The 26,282-nt window shown below is 71.3% G+C and carries 23 protein-coding genes; 14 read left to right on the top strand and 9 right to left on the bottom strand.

The annotated features are described in order from the left end of the window. Positions 1 to 105: 105 nt before the first annotated feature. A complete protein-coding gene (locus tag AB0L06_RS05590; RefSeq protein ID WP_500229704.1) occupies positions 106 to 915 on the bottom strand; it encodes a TetR/AcrR family transcriptional regulator in 810 nt (269 codons plus the stop codon). A gap of 139 nt (positions 916 to 1,054) precedes the next feature. Between AB0L06_RS05590 and AB0L06_RS05585 the strand changes: the two genes are divergently transcribed. Continuing rightward, positions 1,055 to 2,734: an MDR family MFS transporter gene (locus tag AB0L06_RS05585; protein ID WP_500229876.1), complete on the top strand. Its 1,680-nt coding sequence runs from the start codon at positions 1,055 to 1,057 to the stop codon at positions 2,732 to 2,734. 27 nt (positions 2,735 to 2,761) lie between these two features. After that, complete coding sequence (locus AB0L06_RS05580) at positions 2,762 to 3,061, top strand: hypothetical protein (RefSeq protein ID WP_500229703.1); 300 nt, start codon at positions 2,762 to 2,764, stop codon at positions 3,059 to 3,061. A gap of 901 nt (positions 3,062 to 3,962) precedes the next feature. Here the strand turns inward: AB0L06_RS05580 and AB0L06_RS05575 are convergent. After that, complete coding sequence (locus AB0L06_RS05575) at positions 3,963 to 4,643, bottom strand: SecDF P1 head subdomain-containing protein (protein WP_500229702.1); 681 nt, start codon at positions 4,641 to 4,643, stop codon at positions 3,963 to 3,965. Between the two features lie 765 nt (positions 4,644 to 5,408). Between AB0L06_RS05575 and AB0L06_RS05570 the strand changes: the two genes are divergently transcribed. Then, positions 5,409 to 5,795 carry a hypothetical protein gene (locus AB0L06_RS05570; protein ID WP_500229701.1) on the top strand — a complete coding sequence of 129 codons (387 nt, stop codon included), beginning with the start codon at positions 5,409 to 5,411 and terminating at the stop codon, positions 5,793 to 5,795. A 315-nt stretch (positions 5,796 to 6,110) separates the two neighbouring features. Here AB0L06_RS05570 and AB0L06_RS05565 read toward each other — a convergent pair whose 3' ends face one another. From AB0L06_RS05565 to AB0L06_RS05545, 5 genes are all read right to left on the bottom strand, one after another. After that, entirely contained in the window at positions 6,111 to 7,139 is a 1,029-nt protein-coding gene (locus AB0L06_RS05565; RefSeq protein WP_500229875.1) for a 2-oxoacid:ferredoxin oxidoreductase subunit beta, read from the bottom strand. Between the two features lie 82 nt (positions 7,140 to 7,221). Then, positions 7,222 to 9,063: a 2-oxoacid:acceptor oxidoreductase subunit alpha gene (locus AB0L06_RS05560; RefSeq protein WP_500229700.1), complete on the bottom strand. Its 1,842-nt coding sequence runs from the start codon at positions 9,061 to 9,063 to the stop codon at positions 7,222 to 7,224. A 598-nt stretch (positions 9,064 to 9,661) separates the two neighbouring features. After that, positions 9,662 to 10,918, bottom strand: coding sequence for a hypothetical protein (locus tag AB0L06_RS05555; RefSeq protein WP_500229699.1), 1,257 nt, complete (start codon positions 10,916 to 10,918; stop codon positions 9,662 to 9,664). 116 nt (positions 10,919 to 11,034) lie between these two features. Further along, positions 11,035 to 12,402 carry a hypothetical protein gene (locus AB0L06_RS05550; protein WP_500229698.1) on the bottom strand — a complete coding sequence of 456 codons (1,368 nt, stop codon included), beginning with the start codon at positions 12,400 to 12,402 and terminating at the stop codon, positions 11,035 to 11,037. Positions 12,403 to 12,513: 111 nt separating this feature from the next. After that, the gene (locus AB0L06_RS05545; RefSeq protein ID WP_500229697.1) at positions 12,514 to 13,551 is read right to left on the bottom strand and encodes a hypothetical protein; all 1,038 of its coding nucleotides are present in this window, start codon (positions 13,549 to 13,551) and stop codon (positions 12,514 to 12,516) included. Positions 13,552 to 13,959: 408 nt separating this feature from the next. On the opposite strand from AB0L06_RS05545, the gene AB0L06_RS05540 reads away from it, so the two are divergent. The 4 genes from AB0L06_RS05540 (at position 13,960) to AB0L06_RS05525 (ending at position 16,904) form a co-directional block, all read left to right on the top strand. Continuing rightward, positions 13,960 to 14,331 (top strand): NADH-quinone oxidoreductase subunit A, encoded by a 372-nt coding sequence (locus tag AB0L06_RS05540; RefSeq protein ID WP_500229696.1) that lies wholly within the window; start codon positions 13,960 to 13,962, stop codon positions 14,329 to 14,331. Between the two features lie 128 nt (positions 14,332 to 14,459). After that, on the top strand, positions 14,460 to 15,401 hold the full coding sequence (locus tag AB0L06_RS05535; protein WP_500229695.1) for an NADH-quinone oxidoreductase subunit B: 942 nt from the start codon (positions 14,460 to 14,462) through the stop codon (positions 15,399 to 15,401). After that, on the top strand, positions 15,398 to 15,955 hold the full coding sequence (locus AB0L06_RS05530; RefSeq protein ID WP_500229694.1) for an NADH-quinone oxidoreductase subunit C: 558 nt from the start codon (positions 15,398 to 15,400) through the stop codon (positions 15,953 to 15,955). Before AB0L06_RS05535 ends, AB0L06_RS05530 begins: the two co-directional genes overlap by 4 nt. Then, on the top strand, positions 15,948 to 16,904 hold the full coding sequence (locus tag AB0L06_RS05525) for a complex I subunit 1/NuoH family protein (protein ID WP_500229693.1): 957 nt from the start codon (positions 15,948 to 15,950) through the stop codon (positions 16,902 to 16,904). The genes AB0L06_RS05530 and AB0L06_RS05525 overlap by 8 nt, the downstream gene beginning before the upstream one ends. 88 nt (positions 16,905 to 16,992) lie before the next feature. On the opposite strand, the gene AB0L06_RS05520 is transcribed toward AB0L06_RS05525, so the two are convergent. Then, positions 16,993 to 17,709 (bottom strand): helix-hairpin-helix domain-containing protein, encoded by a 717-nt coding sequence (locus AB0L06_RS05520; protein WP_500229692.1) that lies wholly within the window; start codon positions 17,707 to 17,709, stop codon positions 16,993 to 16,995. 149 nt (positions 17,710 to 17,858) lie between these two features. On the opposite strand from AB0L06_RS05520, the gene AB0L06_RS05515 reads away from it, so the two are divergent. The 7 genes from AB0L06_RS05515 to htpX all read left to right on the top strand — a co-directional run bounded on the left by AB0L06_RS05515 (position 17,859) and on the right by htpX (position 25,175). Beyond that, the gene (locus tag AB0L06_RS05515) at positions 17,859 to 18,323 is read left to right on the top strand and encodes a 4Fe-4S binding protein (protein ID WP_500229691.1); all 465 of its coding nucleotides are present in this window, start codon (positions 17,859 to 17,861) and stop codon (positions 18,321 to 18,323) included. A gap of 22 nt (positions 18,324 to 18,345) precedes the next feature. Next, positions 18,346 to 18,897 (top strand): NADH-quinone oxidoreductase subunit J family protein, encoded by a 552-nt coding sequence (locus AB0L06_RS05510; RefSeq protein WP_500229690.1) that lies wholly within the window; start codon positions 18,346 to 18,348, stop codon positions 18,895 to 18,897. Then, positions 18,897 to 19,277 carry an NADH-quinone oxidoreductase subunit NuoK gene (gene nuoK / locus AB0L06_RS05505; protein ID WP_500229689.1) on the top strand — a complete coding sequence of 127 codons (381 nt, stop codon included), beginning with the start codon at positions 18,897 to 18,899 and terminating at the stop codon, positions 19,275 to 19,277. The genes AB0L06_RS05510 and nuoK overlap by 1 nt, the downstream gene beginning before the upstream one ends. Then, entirely contained in the window at positions 19,274 to 21,220 is a 1,947-nt protein-coding gene (locus AB0L06_RS05500) for an NADH-quinone oxidoreductase subunit 5 family protein (RefSeq protein ID WP_500229688.1), read from the top strand. The genes nuoK and AB0L06_RS05500 overlap by 4 nt, the downstream gene beginning before the upstream one ends. After that, positions 21,217 to 22,719: a complex I subunit 4 family protein gene (locus tag AB0L06_RS05495; RefSeq protein WP_500229687.1), complete on the top strand. Its 1,503-nt coding sequence runs from the start codon at positions 21,217 to 21,219 to the stop codon at positions 22,717 to 22,719. Before AB0L06_RS05500 ends, AB0L06_RS05495 begins: the two co-directional genes overlap by 4 nt. Next, positions 22,716 to 24,197 carry an NADH-quinone oxidoreductase subunit N gene (locus AB0L06_RS05490; protein ID WP_500229686.1) on the top strand — a complete coding sequence of 494 codons (1,482 nt, stop codon included), beginning with the start codon at positions 22,716 to 22,718 and terminating at the stop codon, positions 24,195 to 24,197. The genes AB0L06_RS05495 and AB0L06_RS05490 overlap by 4 nt, the downstream gene beginning before the upstream one ends. Before the next feature lie 123 nt (positions 24,198 to 24,320). After that, on the top strand, positions 24,321 to 25,175 hold the full coding sequence (gene htpX, locus AB0L06_RS05485) for a zinc metalloprotease HtpX (protein WP_500229685.1): 855 nt from the start codon (positions 24,321 to 24,323) through the stop codon (positions 25,173 to 25,175). Between the two features lie 261 nt (positions 25,176 to 25,436). Here htpX and nadE read toward each other — a convergent pair whose 3' ends face one another. Next, positions 25,437 to 26,267: an NAD(+) synthase gene (nadE, locus tag AB0L06_RS05480; RefSeq protein WP_500229684.1), complete on the bottom strand. Its 831-nt coding sequence runs from the start codon at positions 26,265 to 26,267 to the stop codon at positions 25,437 to 25,439. Between the last annotated feature and the right edge of the window lie 15 nt (positions 26,268 to 26,282).

Below are 26,282 nucleotides of genomic sequence, written 5' to 3'. Positions count from 1 at the left end.
CCCGGCCCGGCCGTCCTCCTCAGGCAGGACCCGCCCCGGCCACCTGGCCGCCGGCCTGGTCGTCATGGCCGTCCGGCGCGAACCTCGAGGCCGAGCGAGCGGCCGTCAGGACTCGTCCGAGCGCTCATTGACCGCGCCCAAGCGTTCATCGACGGCGCTGGAGCGTTCATCGACGGCATCCGGGTGGACGTCGACCGCGTTGGAGCGCTCATCGGCGGCGTTCGGGCGGACATCGGCGGCGTCCGGGTGGACGCCGAGGGCGGCGGCGAACATGATGGTCAGGCGTTCGACGAGTTCGGCGTGGTCGATGGAGCGCAGGTCCTCGATGTCGAGCATCCGCCGGACCGGGCCGCCGCCCATGATGATCAGGGCCGCCACGGTCGCGCGGGCGCGCCGGTTCGGTCCGGTGAGCTTGGCGACCAGCGGTCCGAGCAGCACCTCGTCCATGTGCTCGCGCAGGATCTCCTGGACCTCGGGGTTCCCGACCGAGCGGTCCAGCATCCGCAGGAGCGGGCTCGGCGGCACCCGGTGCGTCTGCCGGACGACGTGCTCGGCCAGCCGCCGGGGCAGGCTCGTGGCGTCCGGTGTCCCGATGATCACCTCGTGCAGGGCCGACTCGCCCGCCAGAACCCGTCCGAACAGCGCCGCCTTCGACCCGAAGTAGCGGTTGACCAGCGCGACGTTCGCGTCCGCCGCGGCGGCGATCGTCCGGACGGTCACCCCGTCGTAGCCGTGCTCCCCGAACAGGTCGCGCGCCGCGTCCAGCAGCCGCCGTTCGGTCGCCTCGCGGTTCCGCTTCCGGGTGGTGTGCTCCTCGCACTTCTCGCCGCCTCCGCCGCTTTCCGGGCGGGTGCCTCCGTTGGTGGGACCGGTGGTGGCGGGCTCACGACGGGTGTCGCCGATCGGGTTGCTCATGAGGTCGATCATCGCTCCGGCTCCAACGTGATCCTGATCGCTTCCAGTATCCCCGCGTTGCAAGTAAACGGACGTCTACATAACATATATGCAAAACACAGGTAATCGATGGGCAGGAGACAGAGTGGCTCAGACCGGCATGGTGCCGCGGAGTCCGGGTGCGGCGACGGCCGGGCACGCGACGGCGCCGGTGCGGTACTCGCACCGGCAGATCCTGGAGATCCTCTCCGGGCTGATGATCGCGATGCTGACCACGATGATCTCGACATCGGTGGTCGGCACCGCGCTGCCGACGATCGTCGGGGACCTCGGCGGCCAGGACCAGCTGTCCTGGGTGGCGAGCGCGTCGCTGCTGACGATGACGGCCTCGACCCCGCTGTGGGGCAAGCTGTCGGACATCCTCGGCCGCAAGCTGATGTTCCAGTCGGCGCTGGTCATCTTCGTCCTGGCGTCGGTCGGCGCCGGACTGTCGCAGAACATCGGCCAGCTCATCGGGGCCCGCGCGTTCCAGGGACTCGGCGTCGGCGGCGTGTCCGCGCTGGCGCAGGTCATCCTCGGCGACGTCGTCCCGCCGCGCGAGCGCGGCCGCTACTCCGGCTACATGGGCGCGGTGTTCGGCGTCGCGACCGTCGCCGGGCCGATGCTCGGCGGCTTCATCGTGGACGCCGACGGACTCGGCTGGCGCTGGTGCTTCTACGTCTGCGTCCCGCTGGCGATCATCTCGCTCGCGGTCATGCAGAAGGTGCTGAAGCTCCCGAAGATCAAGCGGGACACCCGCATCGACATCTTCGGCGCCTTCACCATCACCGGCGCGGCGACCGTCGTCATGCTGATCCTCACCATGGGCGGCAAGGAGTTCGGCTGGAACTCCGCCTGGACCTACGTCCTGGCGGCCGTCGCGGTCGTCCTGGTGATCGGCGCGGTGTTCGCCGAGCGCGCGGCGCGCGAGCCGATCCTGCCGCCCCGGCTGTTCCGCAACCCGACCTTCGTGCTCTGCTCGATCGCCTCGCTGGCCGTCGGCGTCGCGATGTTCGGCGCGATGATCTACCTGCCGCAGTACCTGCAGATCGTCAAGGGCATGTCGCCCACCAAGTCCGGCCTGATGACGCTGCCGATGGTGGCCGCGATGTTCGTCACCTCGACCGGATCCGGGCAGGTCGTCACCCGCCTCGGCCGCTACAAGTGGTTCCCGGTCGCCGGCCTCGCGCTGGTCGCGAGCTCGATGTACCTGCTGTCCCGGCTGCACGTCGACTCCAGCAAGCTGGTCATCGGCGCGGACATCGCGGTGCTCGGCGCGGGCCTCGGCCTCACCCTGCAGATCATGATCCTGGCCGCGCAGAACGCCGCCGCGATCACCGACCTCGCCGCCACCACGTCCGGCGTCTCCTTCTTCCGGAACCTCGGCGGCGCGATCGGCACCGCCGCGTTCGGCGCGATCCTCAACAACCGGCTCACGCACCACCTCGCCGAGGGACTGGCCGCCGCGCACGTCCGCCCGCCGGCGGGCGGCACCTCGCTCGGCACGCCGGACGCCGTCCAGCACCTGCCCGAACCGTTCAAGGGCATCGTCCTGGAGGCGTTCACGCGGTCGCTGCAGACGGTGTTCCTGGTGGGCGTCCCGGTCGCGGTGGTCGGATTCTTCGTGGTCCTCTTCCTGAAGGAACTGCCGCTGCGCAGCGCCACGAGCCGCGTCGAGGAGACCCCGGGCGCGTCCGCCGCCCCCGCTCCGGCGGACGCCCCGGCCCCCACCCCCTCGCCGGACGCCCCGGCCCCCACCCCCTCGCCGGACGCCACGCCCGGACCGAGCAAGACCTCGTGAGCGTCGCCGCGTCCACGTCGTCGCCGGATGCCCCAGCCGCAAAACGCCCTGACCAACGCGGAAGGCAGGTCTGTGGACGCCCTGACCAGCGCGGTCGGCGCGTCTGTGGACGCTCTGACCAGCGTGAACGGTCTCGTCGCTGCTGACGGGCCTGCCGCGGGCAGTGCGTTCCGGACGGAGGCCGACCCGTTGTCCACAGGTGTGGGCGCTGGCGGCGGTGCGGAGGTGAACGGTGTCGTTCGCGGCGGGGACGGATCGCTCGTCGGCTCCGCCACGCTGACCCTCATCGACGTGAGCGGACGCCGGCTCGTCCGGCCCGAGCAGTGAGGCCCCCGGGGCCGTCGTGCGGGGCGGCCCCGGGCCGGACGCCGACGGATGCTGCCGTCGGCGTTCGCCGCCTGCGCGCGCCAGGGCAGAGCGCCCGGTAGTACGACCGGCCCACGCACTGTCCGGTGTGGACGGGCACTGGTTTTCGCGCCGTCGTGGCTAACCCGCGTGCCTCACGTGCCCTGAGCCGGCCGCCGCCAGGCGGTCACACCGAGACCGCCCCTGCTCGGGCGCTGCAAGACCCCCGGAGCGGCGGGCCGTCCGCACCCTTCGGCCCGTCGCTCCGGGCTCGGCCGTCCTGGAGGACGACGGCAAGAGTCGTGACGGCCGTGGGCTGCGCGCCGTCCGCGTCCGTTCTGATTTTCACCACGTCCGGACGCGTCGACCCAGGCAGGACCGTCCTCGCGTGGGTGGGAGGGGCGAACTCCCGCCGCCTGGCCCGTAGACGATCGACCCGGCGCACTCGTCCGTCGCCAAGACCGCTGGACCGTCGCCGACCGCTGGACCGTCGACGGCCACCTCACACTCAATGGCCACACCTGCCCGGTCTATCTGGGCTCACCTACCTCGGCACCGGGCCCGACCCGTGGGGCGGCGTCCGGGCGACCGCTCGGCTCCGCCGCGCCGACCTCGGCGTCCGCTTCACCCAGACCCCAAGGCGGGCATCGCCGCCGTGGGAGACAGCCTCAAGATCGAACTGGAGATCCAGGCTGCTCAGGGTGTTGCTCTCCCCAGCTGGCCCCAAGTTATCCACAGGTTGTGGATTGTCTTGAGGTTGTGTGGCCGCCGCGGCGACGATGGAAGCGAAGTCCACGATTCGCGCACAGGGGAAGGAGCTCTCGATGAGCTTTCAGCACATTCAGGCGTTCTCGGTCTCGGGACGCCGGTCGGACGTTCGGGGTCAGTGGCCCTTGAGGTCGCGCACCAGGCGGGTGGCGGAGGTGCGGTCCGGCGTGCCGGTGATGACGACCTTGCCGTCGGTGATGGCCATCTCGACGCGCGGAGCGGTGATCAGGCGATCACCGATGACGAACGCGACGTCCCGCCCGACGGTCGAGCGGGTGAGCTGGGCGAACGCCTTACGGTCGGTGGGACGCAACGTGACCGCGACGTCGTAGCCGGCACCGGTGCGTGCACGCTGGACGCGCAGGTCGGTGACCTTGCGGATGGCCATGCCCTGCGTGAGCTGGTAGCAGACCAGGCCCGTGGTGGTCTGCCCGGTGACGCCCTGCGTGCCCGCCGGGCACTGGCCGGGGCTCGTCTGCGCGACCGGGAAGATCTGCAACGGTGAGGTCAGCGCGACCGGGCGGTTCCGCATCGAGTTCGCGATCAGCCCGCCCGTCACGGCCACGGCGGCGATCAGGATGCCCAGGGTCAGCACCATCGTGACGAGCGCCGCGCGATGCTCGCGAGCCGCCTGGTCCCGTCCGTCCTGCCGGGTGTGCCCGCCGCGCAGCTCGGCACGGCTCCGCTTGACCTCGGCCGCTTCCTGCTGCCGAGCCTTCGAGCGTGCCCGCCGCCGCGCGACGGTGTCGTCCCCGTCCTCGTCCCCGTCGGCCTCAACGTCGAGCCGCCGGGTCATCGTCGACGTGGCAACCGCACCAGGAGCCGCGACCTTCGCACTCTCCGAGTCACCGTCGCCGAAACCGGCCGCCGCGTCACCTCGGCCCGCACTGGCCGCCACGACGCCGGCGGATGCTCCTCCGCCTCGTCCGGACGAGCCGAGGCCCGTGGAACCGGGGGACACCGTCGCGTCATCTCCGGCCGCGCCGGACAGAGGAGCCTGACGGCTTTCAGCCACGCTGGGCTTCGTCCGTCCACGACGTCCGGACGAACCAGGCCTGCCGCGACGTCCAGAGGAGGCGGGCGCGCCGGGGATGGCAGTGGCGCCGGAGCCGCTGTCCGGGGTGGACCCGGCTGCGTCAGATCCGCCCTGTGCGGGGGCCTCCGAGGCGTCCTCGGAGGCGCTCGGGAGGGCGGCGCCAGTCGAGATGGCGGCGTCCCCTCCGGTCGTGTCGGTGGGCTGGGACTCCTTGGCCTGCTTCGACCTCCTGCGGCCCTTCGCGCTGTGGCGAGGCGAGGGAGGCGTCGAAAGCGTCCCGGCCGCGGGTTCGTCGTGGGAAGGAGTGGCCGACGGCGTCGTGAGGTCGAGCCCAGCGGTTTCCGTGGGGTTGGGAGAGGGCGCGAACTGCTGGGCGGCGGTCGCGGCTTGGAGGCGTTCGAGGCGCTTGCGTTCGCGTCGGCCCAGTTTCGGCGCGGGCGGCGAAGCAGCGTGCTTCGGTGCCGATCCTGACTCCGATGCGGGTGCGGGGGCCGACGCCGATGTTGGTGCCGGCGTGGGGGCGGCGTGCTTTGGCTTGTGAGTGCCGTCGACTCCGCCGTCCTGGCCGCGCTGCTCGTCCGAGGCGTTGTGCCGCTCAGGCTCGTCGTCCGGGACGTGGTGTCGACTGCTGTCGGCGTCCGGGGCTTGGCGCTGGCCGCGCTGCTCGTCCAGGGCGTTGCGCTGGTCAGGCTTGTCGTCCGGGACGTGGTGTTGGCCGCTGTCGGCGTCCGGGGCTTGGCGCTGGCCGCGCTCTTCCTCCGGGACGGTGGGCTGCTCGGACGTGGGAGCGTCGGGGGTCTCGCTGCGGTGGCGGCCCTTGGAGGCTTGCTCTGGCGCGGGACCGGCGGACGTGTCCTGACGACCCTTGCTGCGGCGCGGAACGACCCGCATCGTCACCTCCCCGGCAGTTGATCTCCAAGTCTTGCAGGAACGGACCCGCCGCCGCACCCCTTGACGGGGCGGAGGTCGCGACACGGACGAATCCGGCCATGAACAAGTGAGCAAAACCAGACTTTGGGTGCGGACGAAATTCGCCCTCATGGGCAAAACGTGTGTCGATCATGCCGACACGCGCATCGAATGGCCCATTGGTGATGCGAACCGTGGACGCCCCGCTGGCGATCGCCGCCGCATGCTATTTCGGGCCGGGGTTGGGAGGGCCCGGGTTTGGAGGGGCGGGCGGAGGGGGTTCGTGGTGCCTCCGCCCGGCCCTCGACGTTGGGACGGTCAGTCGACTCGCCAGGTGTCGCCGCTGGCCAGGAGGGCGGCCAGGTCGCCCTTGCCCTGGGTCTCGACGGCGTCGTCGAGCTGGTCGCGCATCAGTTCGTCGTAGGACGGGCGGTCCACGTTGCGGAAGATGCCGATCGGGGTGTGCTCGAAGGCCGGGGAGTCGAGGCGGGACAGGGCGAACGCCTGGGACGGGTCCGGGTTGGACGCGTCGTGCACGGCGATCTCGGACGGGTCGACGTCCGCGGTGTTCACGACCTCGAACGAGCCGGTCGGGGTGCGGCGCAGGGCCTTCTGGCCCTCGGCGCCGAACACGATCGGCTGCTTGTCCTCGAGACGGATGGTGATGTCGTCCCGCACCGAGGCGTCCTTGAGCGGGGCGAACGCGTCGTCGTTGAAGATGTTGCAGTTCTGGTAGATCTCGACGAGGGAGGTGCCGCGGTGCTCGGCCGCCGCGCGCAGCACCGACTGGAGGTGCTTGCGGTCGGAGTCGATCGTCCGGGCGATGAAGGTGCCCTCCGCGCCGATCGCCAGCGAGAGCGGGTTGAACGGGGAGTCCAGCGAGCCCATCGGGGTGGACTTGGTGATCTTCCCGGTCTCGGAGGTGGGCGAGTACTGGCCCTTGGTCAGCCCGTAGATCCGGTTGTTGAACAGCAGGATCTTCAGGTTGACGTTGCGGCGCAGCGCGTGGATCAGGTGGTTGCCGCCGATCGACAGCGCGTCGCCGTCACCGGTGACGACCCACACTGACAGGTCGGGCCGGGACGTCGCGAGGCCGGTGGCGATCGCCGGGGCGCGGCCGTGGATCGAGTGGAACCCGTAGGTGTTCATGTAGTACGGGAACCGGGACGAGCAGCCGATGCCGGAGACGAAGGTGATGTTCTCCTTGCGCAGCCCGAGCTCGGGCAGGAAGGACTGGACGGCCGCCAGGATCGCGTAGTCCCCGCAGCCGGGGCACCAGCGGACCTCCTGGTCGGTCTTGAAGTCCTTCATGGTCTGCTTGGCGTCGGTCTTCGGCACCAGCGACAGCGCGAGGGGGCCGCTGCCGTTGACGCCGTGGCCGTTCGCGGCGCCGCCGCCATGGCCGTTGACGGCGCCGTTGCCGTTGGTCTCACTCACTGTCGATCACATCCCGGATCACGCCCGCGAGCTCCTCGGCCTTGAACGGCAGGCCGCGCACGCGGTTGTAGCTGACGACGTCGATGAGGAACCGGCCGCGCAGCAGCATCGCGAGCTGGCCGAGGTTGATCTCCGGCACCACGACCTTGTCGTAGGAGCGCAGGACGGCCTCGGTGTTGGCCGGGAAGGGGTTGAGGTGTCGCAGGTGCGCCTGCGCGATCGTGCCGCCGGACTTCCGGACGCGCCGGACGGCCGCCGAGATCGCGCCGTACGTCCCGCCCCAGCCGAGCACCAGCACCCGGGCCTCGCCGGACGGGTCGTCCACCTCGAGCGGCTCGACGTCGCTTGCGATGCCGTCGACCTTGGCCTGCCGCAGCCGGACCATCTTGTCGTGGTTGGCGCCGTCGTAGGAGATGTTGCCGGACCCGTCCGCCTTCTCCAGGCCGCCGATCCGGTGCTCCAGGCCGGGCGTGCCGGGCACGGCCCACGGCCGCGCGAGCGTTTTGGGGTCGCGGCTGAAGGGCTGGAAGTCCTCCTGGTCGGGCTCGGCGAAGTTCGGCTCGATCACCGGCAGGGAGTCGACCGCGGGGATGTTCCAGGGCTCGGAGCCGTTGGCGAGGTAGCCGTCCGACAGGACGATCACCGGGGTGCGGTACTTGACCGCGATCCGGGCGGCCTCGATGGCGGCGTCGAAGCAGTCCGACGGCGAGCGCGGCGCGACGACCGGGACCGGGGCCTCGCCGTTGCGGCCGTGCATGGCCTGCATGAGGTCGGCCTGCTCGGTCTTGGTCGGCAGGCCCGTGGACGGCCCGGCGCGCTGCACGTCGATGACCAGCAGCGGGAGTTCGGTCGCGACCGCGAGGCCGATCGTCTCGGACTTCAGCGCGATGCCCGGCCCGGACGTCGTGGTGACGCCGAGCGAGCCGCCGAAGGACGCGCCGAGCGCCGCCCCGACCGCCGCGATCTCGTCCTCGGCCTGGAACGTCCGGACGCCGAACCGCTTGTGCCTGGACAGCTCGTGCAGGATGTCGGAGGCCGGGGTGATCGGGTAGGAGCCGAGGAACACCGGCAGGCCGCTGCGCTCGCCGGCCGCGACCAGCCCGTAGGCGAGCGCGGTGTTGCCGGTGATGTTGCGGTACAGGCCGGGCGCGTGCTCGGCGGGCTTGATCTCGTACTGGACGGAGAACGCCTCGGTGGTCTCGCCGAACGACCAGCCCGCCTGGAAGGCCGCGATGTTGGCCTTCATGATCTCGGGCTTCTTGGCGAACTTGCGCTCCAGGAAGGAGAGCGTGCCCTCGGTGGGACGGTGGTAGAGCCAGCACAGCAGCCCGAGGGCGAACATGTTCTTGGCCCGCTCGGCGTCCTTCTTGGAGATCTCGAAGTCCGCGAGCGCCTTGACCGTCATCGAGGTGAGCGGCAGCGCGTGCACCCGAAACTCGCTGAGCGACTCGTCCTCGACCGGGCTCGCCTCGTACCCGACCTTGGCCAGGTTCCGCTTGGTGAACTCGTCGGTGTTGACGATCAGGTCGGCGCCGCGCGGCAGGTCGCCGAGGTTGGCCTTGAGCGCCGCCGGGTTCATCGCGACGAGCACGTTCGGCGCGTCGCCGGGGGTCAGGATGTCATGGTCGGCGAAGTGCAACTGGAAGCTGGACACGCCGGGGAGGGTGCCGGCCGGGGCGCGGATCTCGGCCGGGAAGTTCGGCAGGGTCGACAAGTCGTTGCCGAACGCCGCCGTCTCCTGGGTGAAGCGGTCACCGGTCAACTGCATACCGTCACCGGAGTCCCCGGCGAAGCGGATGATGACGCGGTCGAGTTGCTGGACCTGTTTGGTCACAGAGGAAGACCTCCTCGACGCGCAGCGTCCGTCCCGGAGGAGGCACCCGGGATCATGGCGCTACTTAGGCTTACCTTCATCGTATGTCCGGGCCGTGGTGCCTCGGTCGGCATACCGTCGAGCCCTCGCCCCGCAATTTCAGGCGTATCACCCGTGCGGGGCCGTCATATCTCTGTCCTTGCGCGGTAGGGGATTCGGGCCGTTACGACCGGAAGGACGGCCGATCGGGGCAGGTCCGGAACCGGCAAGATCGGCTTCGGTCGTTCGGGGCGTCCGAATCATCCCAGGGCCGGAGCGCCGGCGGGGTTCCCGTACCGGGAACCGACCCGCGGTCCCTGGTTCAGGGGTGGTCGCGGGTCAGGCCGTCAGGCACGACGTCGACACAGGCAGCTGGTCAGCCGGCAGTAGTCGACGTGGAGTCGCCGGACGAGCGCGGCACGGCGAGGGCTCCCCGGGGGCACGGGTTTCACGCCACGCACTATAAGCAGCGGCTTGCGTCCCGGTGCGCACCACCCCCTGCCCGGGATCCCCCTTGTGTCCCAGGTCACCGCCCTGCCCGGACGTCCCGTGTCGCGCATCGGTGACAAACCGCAGGCCGTCAGGGGGTGCCGGTCGGACGGTGCCGGTCGAGCTGCGCGAGCAACTGCGGGACGCGGGACGACGAGACCGCCTCGCCCAGCACCCTGGCCTGCGCCTCGTACGCGTGCGCGCCCGGATCGTCCAGCGCCGACTGCATCCAGGACCGCCAGCCCTTGCTCGTCACGGTGCAGCGCAACACGAGCGAGCCGTTCGACGGCACGGCGCCCGAGCCCGTGCAAGAGCCGAGATTGCGGTGGTCCGCCAGGATCGTGACGCGCAGCGTCCCCCGCGAGCCCTCCGGCGGGGAGCCGCTCGGGCGGACGAGGGTGGCCGGGACACTGACCGTGCAGCCCACGGTGTTCTGGTCGCAGTTGATGAAGCTCAGTTTGCCGGGACGGAACCGCAGCGCCGGGTCGGCCGCGCCCGCGAGCGCGGCGACGCGTGCCCGCACCTCGGCGAACGCCTTCTTCGCCGCGAAGACGGTGCCGACCGTGAAGACCGGCTGGTCGCCGACCGCCGCCTGGACCCGCAGGAGCGCGTTCGGCGCGTCCGCTTGGACGAGGTAGTCGGCGCGCGGCGTCTTCACCCGGTACGCGCGGATGTTCCCGAGCTTCTCGGTGGACGGCTCGTCCGGCGCGGACGCGAGCCGCTTGGCGATCGTGTCCGGCGCGAACACGGACTTGACGTCCAGGCCGGGGAGGTTCGCGGGGGCCTTCGTCCAGCGTCCCGCGTAGTCGGCGGCGTGTTCGACCTCGCCGCCGTAGTTCTTCCAGAAGGACGCGGCGGCGCGCAGATAGGTGTCGCCGCCCGCCGCGACGACGTCCGCGTGCTCGGGACCCGCGGTGAGCGTCCCGGACGCGGCGCCCCCGGCGAACACGGTCAGCGTCAGGTGGACGGGCCTGCCGTCGCTGCGGACCGTCCCGTCGTACCGGACACCGTTCGTCGCCAGCAGCCGCTGCCGCGCGGCGGATGCCCAGGGCGCGGTCGCGCGCGGCTTCGCGCCGCCCCGCCGCTTCTTCCCCGAGTCGTCGCCGGTCATCATGAACGCCGCGGCCGCCAGCACGATCGCGACCACAGCCGCACCGGCGATGAGCAGCGGCGACGGTATGCCGAGCACCCGTCCGAGCAGCTTCTTCCGAGACGCGGACGGCCCGGACGTCTCCGCCGCCCCAGGCTCGCCCGGCCCGGCCCCGGACGGGGCGGACGCTTCGGGCGGACGGTTCTCGACGTGGGGGGAAGGGGGAGCGGGGGAGGTCCCCTCCTGGTTGGAACTCACGCAGCGCTCTTCCTGCCGACGACCGGATCAAGAACAAAGAGTGCCGGACGGGACGCACTGGTGCAGCCCGTCCGGCACTCCTCACGCCGGTGTCACGCGGTCCTACCTGGCGCCCGTCACTCGGAGTCCAGGTTCCGCTGGAGCGTCTGGACGTCGGAGGACGACATGGCGAGCGACACCGCGTACGGCGTCACCCAGATCCGGGTGTAGTTCTTGCCCGACCGGGCCCACTCGCCGCCCGAGATCGTGCACTGCACGGGAACGTCGTCGTAGGACGTGACGGTCCCGCTGTTGGTGCAGTCGCCGAAGTACTTCCCGCCGTCCTGCTTCTCGGTCAGCCGGAAGGTGACCTTGACCGTGATGGACGACAGCGAGCCGCGGGTGCTCCAGACGTTCGCCTTCACCGTGCAGGGGCTGCCGAACGTCTTGCAGCTGACGAACTCCGCCTTGCCCTGGATGCGCGCGGTGTGGTCGGAGTCGACGGCGTCCGACAGCTGCCCCATCTGGGACCGCATGTCGGCGAGGGCCGGGGCCGCCGCGCCGCCGGTCAGCGGGGTCACGTCCGCGCTGACCCTCGGGTAGCCGCTCTCGTAGCGCAGCAGCTGCGGGTCGCCGTCGGCGGTGATGTAGAAGCTGGTCCCGATCGCGGTGATCTTGAGCGCCTTCTTGCCCTGCGCCGTGGTCTTGGTCGTCGTGAGGCGGTACTTGCTGTACTTGCGCATCTGGTCGGCGACCGCGCCCGGGGAGAGGTCCCGCTTGAAGTCGACCGAGAGGTCGCTGGAGCCCAGCGCGCCCCACTGGTCGTTGTCCTTGAGCATCCCGGAGTTGACCGTGGACGTGAACTTGCCCGTCCAGTACGACTTGGGCGCCTTCACGAACAGCTTGTCGTCGGCCGACAGGAAGGTGACGTTCTGGCCGCTCCAGTTGACCGGGCCGAAGGCGCGGCCGGCCTTGGTGACCTTGATCTCGCCGTTCAGCGTGTCGGACGACGAGCCGACCGTGCCCTTGTAGGTGAGCACGCGCGCGGCGGCGACGGCGTCGGCGGCCTTGGCGAGCCGGTCGGCCGGCTTCTGGCCGCTGTTCTTGACGACCACGACGACGACCACGACCACGATGATCGCGATGAGCAGCACCGCGCCGCCGACGATCGCGGCGATCAGGCCGCCGCTGCCTCCCGACTTGGCGGGCGCCATCGGCGGGGGCATCCCCGGTCCGGGCGGCATGCCGGCGCCGGGCGGCGGCGGTGGGCTGTAGAACGGCGGAGGGGTCTCGGGTGTGCCGTAGCCGGGCGTTCCCGGTACGCCCGCTCCGGGCATGCCGGGCGGCGGCGGCCCGTATCCGGGGGCGCCGGGTGCTCCGGGCGCGCCGGGATACCCGGGCCCGCCCGCCCCGCCGGGACCTCCGGGGCCCTCGGGCGGCGGAGGCGGCCAGGAGGGACCGGCCGGGGGGTCCCATCCGGGCGGTGGCGGCGGAGGACTACTCATCCGGTCACATCCTTCCAGGTCATATGACCTCAAATGCCTGTCCAGTGTGCAGCAAAGTGAGGCATCGTAGATCCCCGGCCCCCCAATTGACGGGTAATTGTGAGGTTTGAGTTATTCGGCGGCCAGTTCGTGCTGCATCCCGGGAACGTCCTGAGGCCCTATCGCCAGTTGCAGTGCGAGGACGCGGACCCACACGCGCGTGTACTCGCTTCCGTGCTTCGCCCACTCGCCGCCCGAGAACGTGCATCGCAAGGACCGCCCCTGCCCCGCCGGGACGACGCCCTCCGCACGGCAGTCGCCGAACACCTTGCCGCCACCGTTCTCCTGCGACGACAGCCGGAAGTACGCCCTGATCCGGGCCTGTCCGGACGTGTCCGGATCCGGCTGGACCTTCAGGCTGACCGTGCACGGCCGGCCGAACTGCTCGCAGCTCGTGAACACCGGCTTCGCGTCGGCCTTCACGGCCCGAGTCGCGTCGAACGCGTCGCCGAGCCGTCCGATATCGGCCATCATGTCCGCGACCGTAGCGGGACCCGCCGACACCGGCTGTGCGGTCACGTCCGCCGCGATCTTCGGAACGGACGACTCGTACCGCAGCAGTTCGTGCCCGCCTGTCCGGGAAATGTAGAACGCGACGCCACTCACGCTGATCTTGATCGCCTCGCGGCCGCGCGCCGTGGTCTCGGATCGCCTGGGGTGCTGCCCCGCGTGGCCGCGCATGAGCGCGGCCATCCCGGGCGGCGACAGCGAGCCCTTGAAGTCCAGGCCGAGGTCGTCCGGATCGATGGAACTCCACTTGTCGCCGTCCGGGACGAGCGCGGCGGCCGTCGTGTTCAGCTGCAACCGGTCCACCCAGGACGATTTCGATTCCTTCAGGAAGACGTGCCCATCCGCGGCGAGCAGGGTCATGGCGGTGCCATTCCAGGTGACGGGCCCGTAGGCGCGACCACCTTTGGTCACTTTCAGCTTCCCGACGAGCGTCGCCGACGCGGAGCCGATGGTCCCGGAGTAGGTGAGCGTGTGGACGTTCGCGAGCGCGGACGCCGCCTTGAGCAGCGTGTCGCGCGGCTTCTCCTTCGCGTTCGCCCGGACGGTCAGGACGATCGCGGCGGATGCGAGCCCGAGGAGCAGGAGCGTCCCGAGCGTCACGCCGACGATGAGGCCCCTCCGGCGGCGCGGGCCCGTCGGAGGAGGACCGCCCGGACCCGCGGGAGAGAACGGCGGCGGCGTGCTCGCCCCCTGCCATGGCCCGGCCCCCTCGGGTGAAGGGGGCGGGTACGGCGGCGGCGTTGCGGGCTGGGGTGCGTTCCACCAGTCGGGACGGCCGGACGGAGGCTCCCAGCCGGATGGCGGTGTACTCATGTGATCACGTCCCTCCGGTCGCCACGGCGCCGGCGGACCCCGGACGCCGTCGGAACACACCGGAACGCGGTGGCTCCTCCAGCCAACGTGAGGCGAAGTGTCCGGTTTGTGAACCCGCCATATGCGTGGACCGCGCTACGCCTCCCGCCGGAGCCGGTCGGGGATACTTGACGGGACCCGGCCACGGAGGAGCCCGTGCAGGACTATTTCCACACGTACGGCGTCGTCGCCGCGCTGCTCGTCGTCGGCGGGGGCATCGTCGCCGGCGGCCTCGCCGCCAACCGGATGCTGCGTCCGAGCCGTCCGACCGGAGAGAAGCTCACCACCTACGAGTGCGGCGTCGACCCGGTCGGCGAGGGATGGGCGCAGTCGTACGTCCGCTACTACGTCTTCGCGTACCTGTACGTCGTGTTCGCCGTGGACGCGGTGTTCCTCTTCCCCTGGGCGACGGTGTTCTCCGCGCCCGGCTACGGCATGACGACGCTGGGCGAGATGTTCGTCTTCCTGGCCTTCCTCGCCGTCGGCCTCGCGTACGCGGGCAAGAAGGGCGTCCTGTCGTGGGTGTGAGCGACGAGCCGGTCCGGCCGGCCGGTGTGACGGGTGCAGGGGACGGTGTGACGAGTGCCCGCGACGGTGTTGCGGGCGCGCGCGCAGGAGCGGGGGGTGCGGGGAACGGTGTGGGTCACAATGGCGGGATGAGCGCAGTGGATCTTCCGTCGCCCAGCGTCGGTCCCCTGTCCCGGCTCGCGCCCAAACCGGTGCGGTTCGTGCTCAACTGGGGCCGCCGCTACTCGCTGTGGGTCTTCAACTTCGGGCTCGCCTGCTGCGCCATCGAGTTCATCGCGACGTCGATGAGCCGCCACGACTTCATCCGGCTCGGCGTGATCCCGTTCGCGCCCGGCCCGCGCCAGGCCGACCTGATGGTGGTGTCCGGGACGGTCAGCGACAAGATGGCCCCGGCCGTCCGCCGCCTGTACGAGCAGATGCCCGAGCCGAAGTACGTCATCTCGTTCGGCGCGTGCTCCAACTGCGGCGGCCCCTACTGGGACTCCTACTGCGTCACCAAGGGCGTCGACCAGATCATCCCGGTGGACGTGTACGTGCCCGGCTGCCCGCCGCGTCCCGAGGCGCTGCTGCAGGGCATCATCCGGCTCCAGGAGAAGATCGCCGCCGAGTCGCTCGGCGACCGGTACCAGGGCGGGGGCGGGTCCGAGTCCGTCCTGCCCCCGCCTCCGCCGCGTCCACTTCCGGCCACGGTTCTACGCCGTCCGCTGCAGCCCGCCCCGCCGCCTCCCGAGCCCGAACCCGCGCCGGAACCTGAGCCTGAGCCCGAGCCCGAGCCGCCCGCGTCGGACGAGGCCACCCGGCCCGCGCCCGAACCGGAGACCCCGGACACGGCGTCGACGATGCCCGTCCCGCAGGTCACCGAGCCGGACGCGACGCGCCCTCTGGAGACACCGCCGCCCACCAAGAACGGCAACGGGCGAAAGCGCAGGTCACGGCTCGAGGACCACGACCCGTCGATCATCCCCGGCCTCACGGACGACGACGAACACCACGAGGGTCCCGAAGGCCACGAGGGTCGCGAAGCCGACGAACCAGACGAAGGCGACGACCAGATCGGCGGGACGCGGTGACGCCCGCCGAACTGGCCGAGGCGTGGACGACGCGGTTCGGCGACGAGGCCACCACGTCCGAGAGCCACGGCGAGGTCACCGCCGACGTCCCCGCCGAATCCTGGCTGGACGCCCTGACGTTCGCCCGCGACGACCTCGGCTGCGCCTTCTTCGACTGGCTCACCGCGGTGGACGAGCTGGAGGACGGTTTCGCCGTCGTCGTCCACCTGTACTCGCTCGAAGAGAAGCACCACCTGCTCGTGCGCACGCGCCTTCCGCGCAGGCACCCGGAGCTCCCGACCGCCACCGGCGTGTTCCGCGGCGCGAACTGGCACGAGCGCGAGACGTCCGAGATGTTCGGGATCGCCTTCGAGGACCACCCGAACCTCGTCCCGCTGCTGCTCCCGGACGGCTTCGAGGGGCATCCGCTGCGCAAGGACTTCATCCTCGCCGCGCGCGTCGCCAAGCCGTGGCCGGGCGCGAAGGAGCCGGGCGAGTCGGGGCACGGCGCGCCGTCCCGCCGCCGCGTCCGCCCGCCGGGCGTCCCGGACGACTGGGGGCCGCCGCATGCTTGAGGTCGTCGTCAAGCTGGTGCTGGTCGCCGCCGCGTTCGCGGTGCTCCCGCTGCTGGTCGGGCAGGCCGAGCACAAGGTCATGGCGCACATGCAGGGCCGCCTCGGCCCGATGTACGCCGGCGCGTTCCACGGCTGGGCGCAGCTGGTCGCCGACGGGGTCAAGTTCGTCCAGAAGGAGGACGTCGTCCCGGCCGCCGCGGACCGGCGGATCTTCAAGCTGGCCCCGGCGGTCGCGCTCGTCCCGTACCTGCTGGTGCTGCTGGTGATCCCGGTCGGGCCGCACGGCCAGGTCGCGCTGGACCTCGGCCCCGGCGTGTTCTTCGCGCTCGCCGTGATGGGCGTCGGCGTGATCGGCGCGATCATGGCGGGCTGGGCGAGCGCGAACAAGTACTCCCTGCTCGGAGGGATGCGGGTCGCGGCGCAGCTGATGTCCTACGAGCTGCCGATGGTGTTCACCGCGGCCTCGGTCGCGATGGCCGCGGGCACGCTCTCGCTGTCCGGCATCGTCGAGCAGTGGCGCTGGTACTGGCTGCCGTGGCAGCTGGTCGGCGGCGTGGTGTTCTTCATCGCGGGCCTCGCCGAGCTGCGCCGTCCGCCGTTCGACATGCCGGTCGCCGACTCCGAGATCATCTTCGGCCCGTACACCGAGTACGGCGGGCTGCGGTTCGCGCTGTTCCTGCTCGCCGAGTACGCGGGGATCGTCGTGCTGTGCGCGCTGACGACCGTCCTGTTCCTCGGCGGCTGGAAGGGCCCGTTCATGGACGGTCAGCTCGGCTGGCTCTGGACGCTCCTCAAGGTGTTCGCGCTGGCGTTCGTCGTCATCTGGGTCCGCGTCAGCTACCCGCGGATGCGCGAGGACCAGCTGCAGAAACTCGCGTGGGCCTGGCTCGTCCCGCTCTCGCTCGCGCAGCTGGCCCTGACCGGCGTCCTCGTGATCGCCCTCGGCTGACCCGGCTCTCGCGCCTCACTCGCGCTCGGCCGACCCGGCCCTGAGCGGCGTCCTCAGGACCGCGCTCGGCCGACCCGGATCTCGCGCCTCACTCCAGGAAGATCACGTACTCCTTGAGCTTCGGCGGCAGTGCGGGCGGGAGGTCGACGTCCACGGCCAGTTCCTCGACCGAGACGAAACCACCGTGCTCGGCGCGATGCGCGACGATCCGTCCGACCAGCTCGTTCGTCATCCCCGGAAGGGTGGCGAGGGCGGCGGCCGGGGCGTGGTTCACGTCGACCAGGCCGCCGTCGTCATAGGCGCGGTGCAGGTCGGGACGCCCGATCCGGAGTTCGTCCGCGAGCGCCGGGTCGTCCGCGCAGAGGCGGCGGGCCTCCGCGCGCAGCTCGCGCCGGTGCTGCGCGACCCGGATGGCGTGCTCGTTCATCTTCCGGTCGTGCGTCGCGTCGGGCGCGAAGACCGAGGACCGGACGGCGAAGGCATTGGCCGTCCCGGCGATCCACACGACCGTCATCAGGAAGCTGCCGAGCAGAAACAGGGATATATCCCCGACGCTCCACAAAAGTATCGAGAGCCCGATCCCGAACGTGTAGGCCGCCGCGCCGACCGCGAGCCCCCGCGAGTGGGTCTTGACGGACGCGTACAGGAACGCGAGCGGCGTGCCCCAGCCGAGCGTGACGAACGGGATGAAGGCCCAGCCGAGACCGCGCGGGACGAGCGGTCGAGGCGGCGGGCCGGACGGCACGGGATGATGGCCGAACGGCAGCGGACCGTCCGGGAATCGAGGGTCGGAACCCGGTGTCACGCGGCGTGCCCTCCTTCCACCCCCACACCCGAACAGACGAACGCGGCGCCCGGCGCGTTCCCCATCGCCGCCGGTTACGCAATCATGGGCCCGTGGGACGGTTGCCAGGAGGCGGGCTTGCCAAGGGGCTCGCCGTCACGTTGCGAACGATGACCAGGCGTTCGATCACGCGTCAGTACCCGGAGGCCGAACCGGACCTCCCGCCGCGCAGCAGAGGAGTGATCGCGCTCTTCGAGGAGAACTGCACGGTCTGCATGCTCTGCGCGCGCGAGTGCCCGGACTGGTGCATCTACATCGACTCGCACAAGGAGACGCTCCCCGCCGAGGGCGGTGGACGCCCGCGCACCCGCAACGTCCTCGACCGGTTCGCGATCGACTTCGCGCTCTGCATGTACTGCGGCATCTGCATCGAGGTGTGCCCGTTCGACGCGCTGTTCTGGTCGCCGGAGTTCGAGTACGCCGAGTACGACATCGCCGAGCTCACCCACGAGCGGGAACGCCTGCGCGAGTGGATGTGGACCGTCCCGCCGCCACAGGCCCCCGACGAGCGCGCCGAGCCGACCAAGGAAGTCCAGGCTGCGAAGAAGGCCGCCGAACGAGGAGGCCGCGGATGACCGCCGAACGCGGAGGCCGCGGATGACCGGCCGGGACGTGGTGTTCGCGCTGCTCGGAGTGGTCGCCGTGGGCGCGGGCCTGCTGGTCGTGACGACGCGTCAGCTCGTCCACGCGGCGCTGTGGCTGGTCGTGTCGTTCGGCGCGCTGGCGGGCTGCTACCTGGTTCTGACCGCCGAGTTCGTCGCCTGGGTGCAGGTGCTGATCTACGTCGGCGCGGTCGTCGTGCTGCTGCTGTTCGGCATCATGCTCACGCGGGCGCCGGTCGGGCCGTCCGAGGGGCTGGACTCCGGCAACCGCTGGGCCGCGCTCGCCGTCGCGGCCGGCACGGCGGCGCTGCTGGTCACGGTCCTGGTCATGGGCTTCCGCTGGACGAGACTGAACGACGCCCGGCACTGCCCGCCGGACGCGTCGTCCTGCACGGCCCAGGCGAACGGCAGCGCCGAGCACCTCGGCGCGTCGGTGTTCCGGACGTGGGTGCTGCCGTTCGAGGTGCTGTCGGTGCTGCTGCTCGCCGCGCTCGTCGGCGCGATCGTCCTGTCCAGGACGGACCTGCCGACCCGGAAGGACCGCTGATGCATCTCGCCTTCCCGCTCGTCACGGCCGCGCTGCTGTTCTCCGCCGGGGTGTACGGGGTGCTCGCGCGGCGGAACGCGATCCTCGTGCTGATGTCGGTCGAGCTGATGCTGAACGCCGTGAACCTCAACCTCGTCGCGTTCGACGTGCACCTGCGCGACCGGCTGCACGGCGGCCAGGTGCTCACCCTGTTCACCATCGTGATCGCCGCCGCCGAGGTCGGCCTCGGCCTCGCCATCGTCCTGCTGGTGTTCCGGAACCGCCGGATGATCGACGTCGACCGGCTGCGCTCGCTCGCCGAGTCCGAACCGGCGAAGTCCGAACCGGCGAAGTCCGAACCGGCGGAGCCCTCCACGGCGGAGCGCGAGGCGGTCAAGTGATCACGCTGGCGGCCCTGGTCGTCCTGCTCCCGTTCGCCGGCGCGTTCGCCGGGATGCTCGGCGGACGCCGCCTGCCGCAGCCATGGGTCGCGTGCGTCCCGGTCGCCGTCTCGACCGTCCTGGCCGCGATCGTCGCGATCGCCGTGTGGCGGTCGCCCGGCGAGCGCGCCGGCACGCTCACGCTGATCCAGACCGGTTCGCTGCCGATCCGCGTCGGACTCCAGGTGGACGGCCTGTCCGGGCTCGTCGGGATCATGGTGTGCTGCGTCGCGGTCGCCGTCCAGGTGTACTCGGTCGCCTACATGGCGGACGACCCGCGCTACCCGTCCTACGCGGCGTTCGTGTCGCTGTTCACCGCCGCGATGCTGCTGGTGGTCTTCGCGGGCGACCTCCTGCTGCTGTACGTCGGCTGGGAGGTCATGGGCGTCTGCTCGTACTTCCTGATCGGCCACCACTGGGAGGACCGCGCGAACTCCCGCGCCGCCGTCAAGGCGTTCCTGGTGACCCGGCTCGGCGACGTGGGCTTCCTCTTCGGAATCTTCGTCCTCGGCGTCGCCGCCAAGTCGTTCACCATCTCGGACGTGCTGGCTCGAGCCGGGAGCATGTCGCACACGACGCTGACCGTCGCGGCGCTCCTGCTGCTGTGCGGTGTCGTCGGCAAGTCGGCGCAGTTCCCGCTGCACACCTGGCTCCCGGACGCGATGGCCGGCCCGACCCCGATCAGCGCCCTCATCCACGCGGCAACCATGGTCGCGGCCGGAATCTACTTCGTCGCGCGCGTCTACGCGGTGTTCTGGCTGGTCCCGACCGCGCTGGCCGTGCTCGGCATCGTCGCGGTCGTGTCGATGGTCGGCTCGGCGCTGGCCGCGCTCGCCCAGGACGACCTGAAACGCGTCCTCGCCTACTCGACGATCAGCCAGCTCGCGGTGATGGCCGCCGGGCTCGCGGTCGGTGCGCGCTCGGCGGCGATCTTCCACCTGGTCACGCACGCCGCGTTCAAGGCGCTGCTGTTCCTGGCCGCGGGCTGCGTCATCCACGCGACCGCCACGAACATGCTCGCCCGTTACGGCGGCCTGCGCCGCACGATGCCGATCACGTTCTGGACGATGTCCATCGGCTTCGCGGCCCTCGTCGGCGTCCCGCCGTCCAGCGGCTGGTTCAGCAAGGACGCCGTCATCGCCGCCGCCCAGCACGGCGCCCTCCACCACGGCTACTACGACATCTCGGGCCAGACCGCCGCCTGGTTCCCCGTTCAGACGTTTCAGCCGACCACGTTGCCCAGCGCGCCGGGGGCGCCGTCTGTGTCGTTCGAGTACACCGGCACCCTCGGAGCCGCGGGCCACCAACTGCCGAGTGGCGTCGCCTGGACGATCTATATCGGGCTCCTCCTCACGGTCGCGCTCACGGCGGCGTACTCCGCGCGCGCGTGGTTGATGACGTTCTTCGGTGAGGCGCGCGGCGACGCGCGTGCGCGCGAGGGGCCGAAGCTGATGACGTGGCCCGTGATGGTGCTGGCCGTTCCTGCCGCGATCCTGGGGTTCTTCGGGCTCGGCGCGCCGGAGCTGCGCCCCGAACTGGTTCCGTCCCTGCTGGGGATCGTCCTCGCGGCGGCCGGGTTCGCCGGGGTGTGGCTGGTCTGGAGCCGTGATCCGGCACGCGACCCGGCGCGGATGCTCGGCCCGGTGCGTCCGGTCTTCGCGAAGGCGTTCTACATGGACGAGCTGTACGCGCTGGTGATCGTCCGGCCCGTCCAGGCGCTGGCGCGCGGTGTCGCCCGAGTCGACCGGGTCGGCATCGACGCGGCCGTCGTCGGGACGGCCCGGGCCACGCGCCGGCTCGGAGGGACACTGCGGATCCCGCAGAACGGCAACGCCCAGTCCTATCTGACCGCGCTGCTCGGTGGCGTGGTCGTCATCACGGCCCTGGTGGTGATCTTCAAGTGATCTTCCTGCTGATGATGGCGATCCCGGCGTGCGCGGCGCTCGCGCTGCTCGTCCCGAAGGCCCGCTTCCTTCCGGACGACGCGTCGCTCGGCCGGTTCGGGATCCTGGTGTCCGGCGCGACGCTGCTGGTCGGGCTGTCGGCGGTGACGGCGTTCGACTTCTCCCACGCCTCCCGGGCGCAGCTCGCGGTGAACCGGGCCTGGGAGCCCTCCATCGGGCTGCGGTTCCACCTCGGCGTGGACGGGATCTCGCTGCCGCTGGTCCTGCTGACCGCGCTGCTGACGTTCCTGTGCTTCCTCTACACCCGCCGGCATCCCCCGGCGGGCGGGCGGCTCCGGCTGTTCACGGCGCTGCTGCTCGTCCTGGAGATCGGGATGCTCGGCACGTTCACCGCGCTCGACCTGATCCTGTTCTTCGTGTTCTTCGAGGTCGTCCTGATCCCGATGTTCGCGGTGATCCTGCTGTGGGGCGGGCCCGGACGGCGCGCCGCGGCGACCAAGTTCATCCTCTACACGCTGCTCGGCTCCGGCCTGCTGCTCGCGGGGATGCTGCTCATCGCCGTGAACGCGGGCACGCTCGACATGACCGAGCTCGCCCGGCGGCACGGCGCGGGGATCTCCCACGGCGTCCAGGTCGCCGGGTTCCTGCTGATGATGCTGGGTTTCGGGGTGAAGGCCCCGATGTGGCCGCTGCACACCTGGCTGCCGGACGCGCACACCGAGGCCCCGACGGCCGGATCCGTCCTGCTCGCCGGGGTGCTGCTGAAGATGGGCACGTACGGGCTCGTGCGGATCGCCGTCCCGTCCGCGCCGGACGGCGCCCGCTCGTGCGCGCTGTGGCTCGGCCTGCTCGCGGTGATCGGGATCGTCTACGGCGCGCTCGCCTGCCTCGCGCAGACCGACCTCAAGCGGATGATCGCCTACTCGTCCGTCGGGCACATGGGGTTCGTCCTGCTCGGCATCGCGACGCTCACGCCGGTCGGCATCAACGCCGCGCTGTTCGGCAACATCGCGCACGGCCTGATCACCGGCCTGCTGTTCTTCCTCGCCGGATCCGTCAAGGAGCGGTACGGCACCGGCGACCTCGAACGGATCGGCGGCGGCATGCTCGGCACCGCGCCCCGGCTCGCCTCGTTCCTCACCTTCGCGGCCGTCGCGTCCCTCGGACTGCCCGGACTCGCCGGCTTCTGGGGCGAGATGCTGGCGCTGCTCGGCGCGTACCGTCCGGACGCGGGCCTGTCCCGTCCGGCGTTCGTGACGTTCATGGCGTTCGGCGGCCTCGGCGCGGTCCTGACCGCCGCCTACTTCCTCCGCCTGCTGTCGAAGATCACCCACGGCCGTCCGCGTGAGGACGCCGAGGTGATCGTGGCGCCCAGCGCGTACGAGTACGCCGCCTGGGTCCCGCTGGTCGCGCTGACCCTGCTGGTCGGACTGTGGCCGAAGACCTTGCTGGCCGTGACGTCCGAGCCCGTCCGCGCCCTGTTCGGAGGTCTCGGATGATCCAGGGGATCGACTACGTCGCGATCCTGCCGCCGGTGCTGTGCGCGGTGGCGGCGGTCGTCGTGCTCCTCGCCGACGCCTTCGACCTTCCGCGCCGCTGGCTCGGCGTGCTGACCTGCGGTTTCCTCGTCGCTGCCCTGGCCGCGGTCATCGCCTTGGCGGCAGGGGAGCGGCGCCGGACGTTCTGCGTGCCGTCCGGGCTGCGCGACGCCGGCCCGCGCTCGTGCTCCTACGTGACCGACGACTTCACGCTGCTGTTCCAAGGGCTGGTGCTCGTCGCCGCCGTCATCGTCGTCCTGCTGTCGCTGCGCGTGATCGACGCGGACGACCTGCCCGCGGGCGAGTACCACTTCCTGCTGCTCTCGGCGATCGTCGGCGCCCTCGCGCTCGTCGCCGCCCGCGACCTGGTGACGCTGGTCGTCGCGCTGGAGACGCTCTCACTCCCGGTGTTCGCGCTGGTGGGACTGCGCAGGCAGGACGGCGTGGCCGCCGAGGCCGCGCTCAAACTGTTCCTCGTCTCGGTCGTCTCCACCGCCGTGATGCTGTTCGGGATCTCCCTCCTGTACGGCGTGACCGGCGCGATGCACCTCGACCGGCTGTCCCTCGGACTGCACGGGCTGCCCGCCGACCTGAAGCCGGTCGCGTCGGCCGGCGCGGTGCTGGTGCTGGCCGGATTCGCGTTCAAGGTCGCGGCCGTCCCGTTCCACTTCTGGGCCCCGGACGTCTACCAGGGCGCCCCGCTGCCCGTCGCGGCGTTCCTGTCGGTCGTGTCGAAGGCCGCCGGATTCGCCGGGCTCGCGATCGTCGTCGGGCTCGGCATGCCGTCCTACGGGCACGTCTGGGGGCCGGTCATCGCCGCCCTGGCCGCCGTGACGATGACGCTCGGGAACCTGATGGCACTGCGGCAGGGCACCGCGATCCGGCTGCTGGCCTGGTCGTCGGTCGCGCAGTCCGGCTACATGCTCGCGCCGCTCGCGGTCGGGGAGCGCCGCCTCACCGAGGCCGTCGCCGCGACCGTCGCCTACGTCGCGCTGTACGCGGTGATGAACCTGGGCGCGTTCGCGGTCGTCGTCGCCGTCCAGAAGGCCGGTGAAGCGCCCGTCACGCTGGACGGGTTCCGCGGGCTCGCCCGCCGCGACCCCGTCTCCGGGACGGCCCTGGCGTTCTTCCTCATCTGCCTGGCCGGACTGCCGCCGGGTGTGATGGGCCTGTTCGCGAAGGTCGTCGTCTTCCGCGCGGCGGTCGCGGGCGATGTGACATGGCTCGCGGTCGTCATGGCCGTGAACACCGTCATCGGGCTGTACTACTACCTCGCCTGGGCCGTCCGCGTCTTCGGGCCGTCCGGTTCGTCCGAGGAGGGGACGGCGCGTCCCGGACCCGCGGTGCGCGCGGCGATCGCGGCCACCGGCGCGGGCGCGCTCGTGCTGTCGGCCGCGCCGCAACTGGTGCTCTCCGCCGTCACCGCCGCGACCGGCTGACGATCCGCCGCGACCGCCCGAAGCGCCGCCCTGCTCCCGGACATACTGGACCGAAGGGAACGTTTTTCCTGGTCAAGCCGTTGTCGCTAAGGAACGAACAGTCAACGGGAAGCAGGGGAACACGTGCGGTTGAACGGCATCAAGACGGCGGCCCTCATCGCCGCGCTGTCTGCGTTGATGCTGGCGGCGGGTTGGGCGCTGGGCGGCGGAGTCGGCCTGACCATCGCCCTGGTGATCGCGTTGGGCACCAACGGGGTCGCCTTCTTCTTCAGCGACCGGATCGCCCTGCGGTCCATGCGCGCCCACCCGATCAGCGAGGTCGAGGCGCCGGCGCTGTACCGGACCGTCCGGGAGCTGTCGACGTCGGCGCGCCAGCCGATGCCCCGGCTGTACGTCTCGGAGACCATGCAGCCCAACGCGTTCGCGACCGGCCGCAACCCGCGCAACGCCGCGGTCTGCGTGACGCGCGGCATCCTGCGCGTCCTGGACGAGCGGGAGCTGCGGGCCGTCCTCGGCCACGAGCTGTCCCACGTCTACAACCGGGACATCCTCATCTCCTCGGTGGCCGCCGCGATCGCGACGGTCATCACCTACCTGGCCCACCTCGCGATCTTCCTGCCCATCGGCCGCTCGGACGACGACGAAGGCCCGGGCATCATCGGCGCGCTCCTCATGATGGTCCTCGGCCCGATCGGCGCCGCCGTCGTGCAGATGGCGATCAGCCGCACCCGCGAGTACCAGGCGGACGCGTCGGGCGCGCAGCTCACCGGTGACCCGCTCGCCCTCGCCTCGGCGCTGCGCAAGATCGAGGCCGGCGCGCAGGCCCTGCCGCTCCCGCAGGACGCGGAGCTCGCCACGACCAGCTCCCTCATGATCGCCAACCCGTTCCGCGGCGGCGGCATCGGCAAGCTGTTCTCCACCCACCCGCCGACCGCCGAGCGCGTCGCCCGCCTCGAGCGCATGGCCGGCATCAACTGACCGCCGGGGAAAGCGTCAGAATCCGCTCTCTGTGAGCGGCGCGATCCGGGCCTCCACCCACATCGGAGGCCCGGATCGCCCTTTTTGAGATCTCTAGAAAAAAGACCGAACCTCTCGGCCCTCGCCTCCGTCAAAGAACACAGGAGCGCGCCGTCCGCGCCCTTCAGCGGGGGAAGGGCCGCGGGGCGCGCTCTGCCTCGGCTCACGCGGCCGGGACGCCATCCCCCCGGCGCCCCGGCCGCGTGACCGCTTTCCCCAGGACTACGGGGCGAGCGGCAGCCGCCGCTTGTGGTCCGTGAGCCGGTAGCGCCGGACGATCGTCTCGAAGGCCCGCTCACCCACCGGCTTACCTTCCAGGAAGTCGTCGATGTCGTCGTAGGTGACCCCGAGCGCGTCCTCGTCGGCCTTGCCCGGATCCAGCGTCTCCAGGTCCGCCGTCGGGGTCTTCCACACCAGCTCGGACGGCGCGCCCAGCGCGTCCGCCACGGCCCGCACCCGCCGCTTGGTCAGCCCCGTCAGCGGGACGAGGTCGGCGGCGCCGTCGCCGAACTTGGTGAAGAAACCCGAGATCGCCTCGGCGGCGTGGTCGGTGCCGACGACCAGGCCGTTGTGCGCGCCGGCCACCGCGTACTGCGCGATCATGCGCTGCCGGGCCTTGATGTTGCCGTGCACGAAGTCCTGGTGGCGGACGTCGCGGAAGGTCACGCCGGCGGCCAGCGCCGCTTCCAGCGCGGCGTCGCTCGCGGGCTTCACGTCCACGGTCAGCACGTCGTCGGGGCGGATGAAGGAGAGCGCCAGCTGCGCGTCCCGCTCGTCGGCCTGGACGCCGTAGGGCAGCCGCATCGCGTGGAAGCGCGCCTCGTGCCCGGCGGCCCGGGCCCGCTCGACCGCCAGCTGGCACAGGCGCCCGGCGGTCGTGGAGTCGACGCCGCCGCTGATGCCGAGCACCAGGGAGGACAGGCCGGTCGACGTCAGCCGCTCGGCGAGGAAGGCCACCCGGCGCTCGATCTCGTGCCCGGCGTCGAAGGTCCCGGCGACCTCGAGTTCCCGGGCGATCTCCTGCTGCAGGGCGAGGGCCGCCGGTTCGTCCATGTCTGCTCCCCTTGT

Origin of the sequence: Spirillospora sp. NPDC052269 (genome assembly GCF_040679435.1) — a bacterium.
In the GTDB taxonomy this organism is placed as follows: domain Bacteria; phylum Actinomycetota; class Actinomycetes; order Streptosporangiales; family Streptosporangiaceae; genus Spirillospora.
The sequence above is the reverse complement of the archived record's forward strand: the minus strand, read 5'-3'. Positions and strand labels throughout refer to the sequence as shown.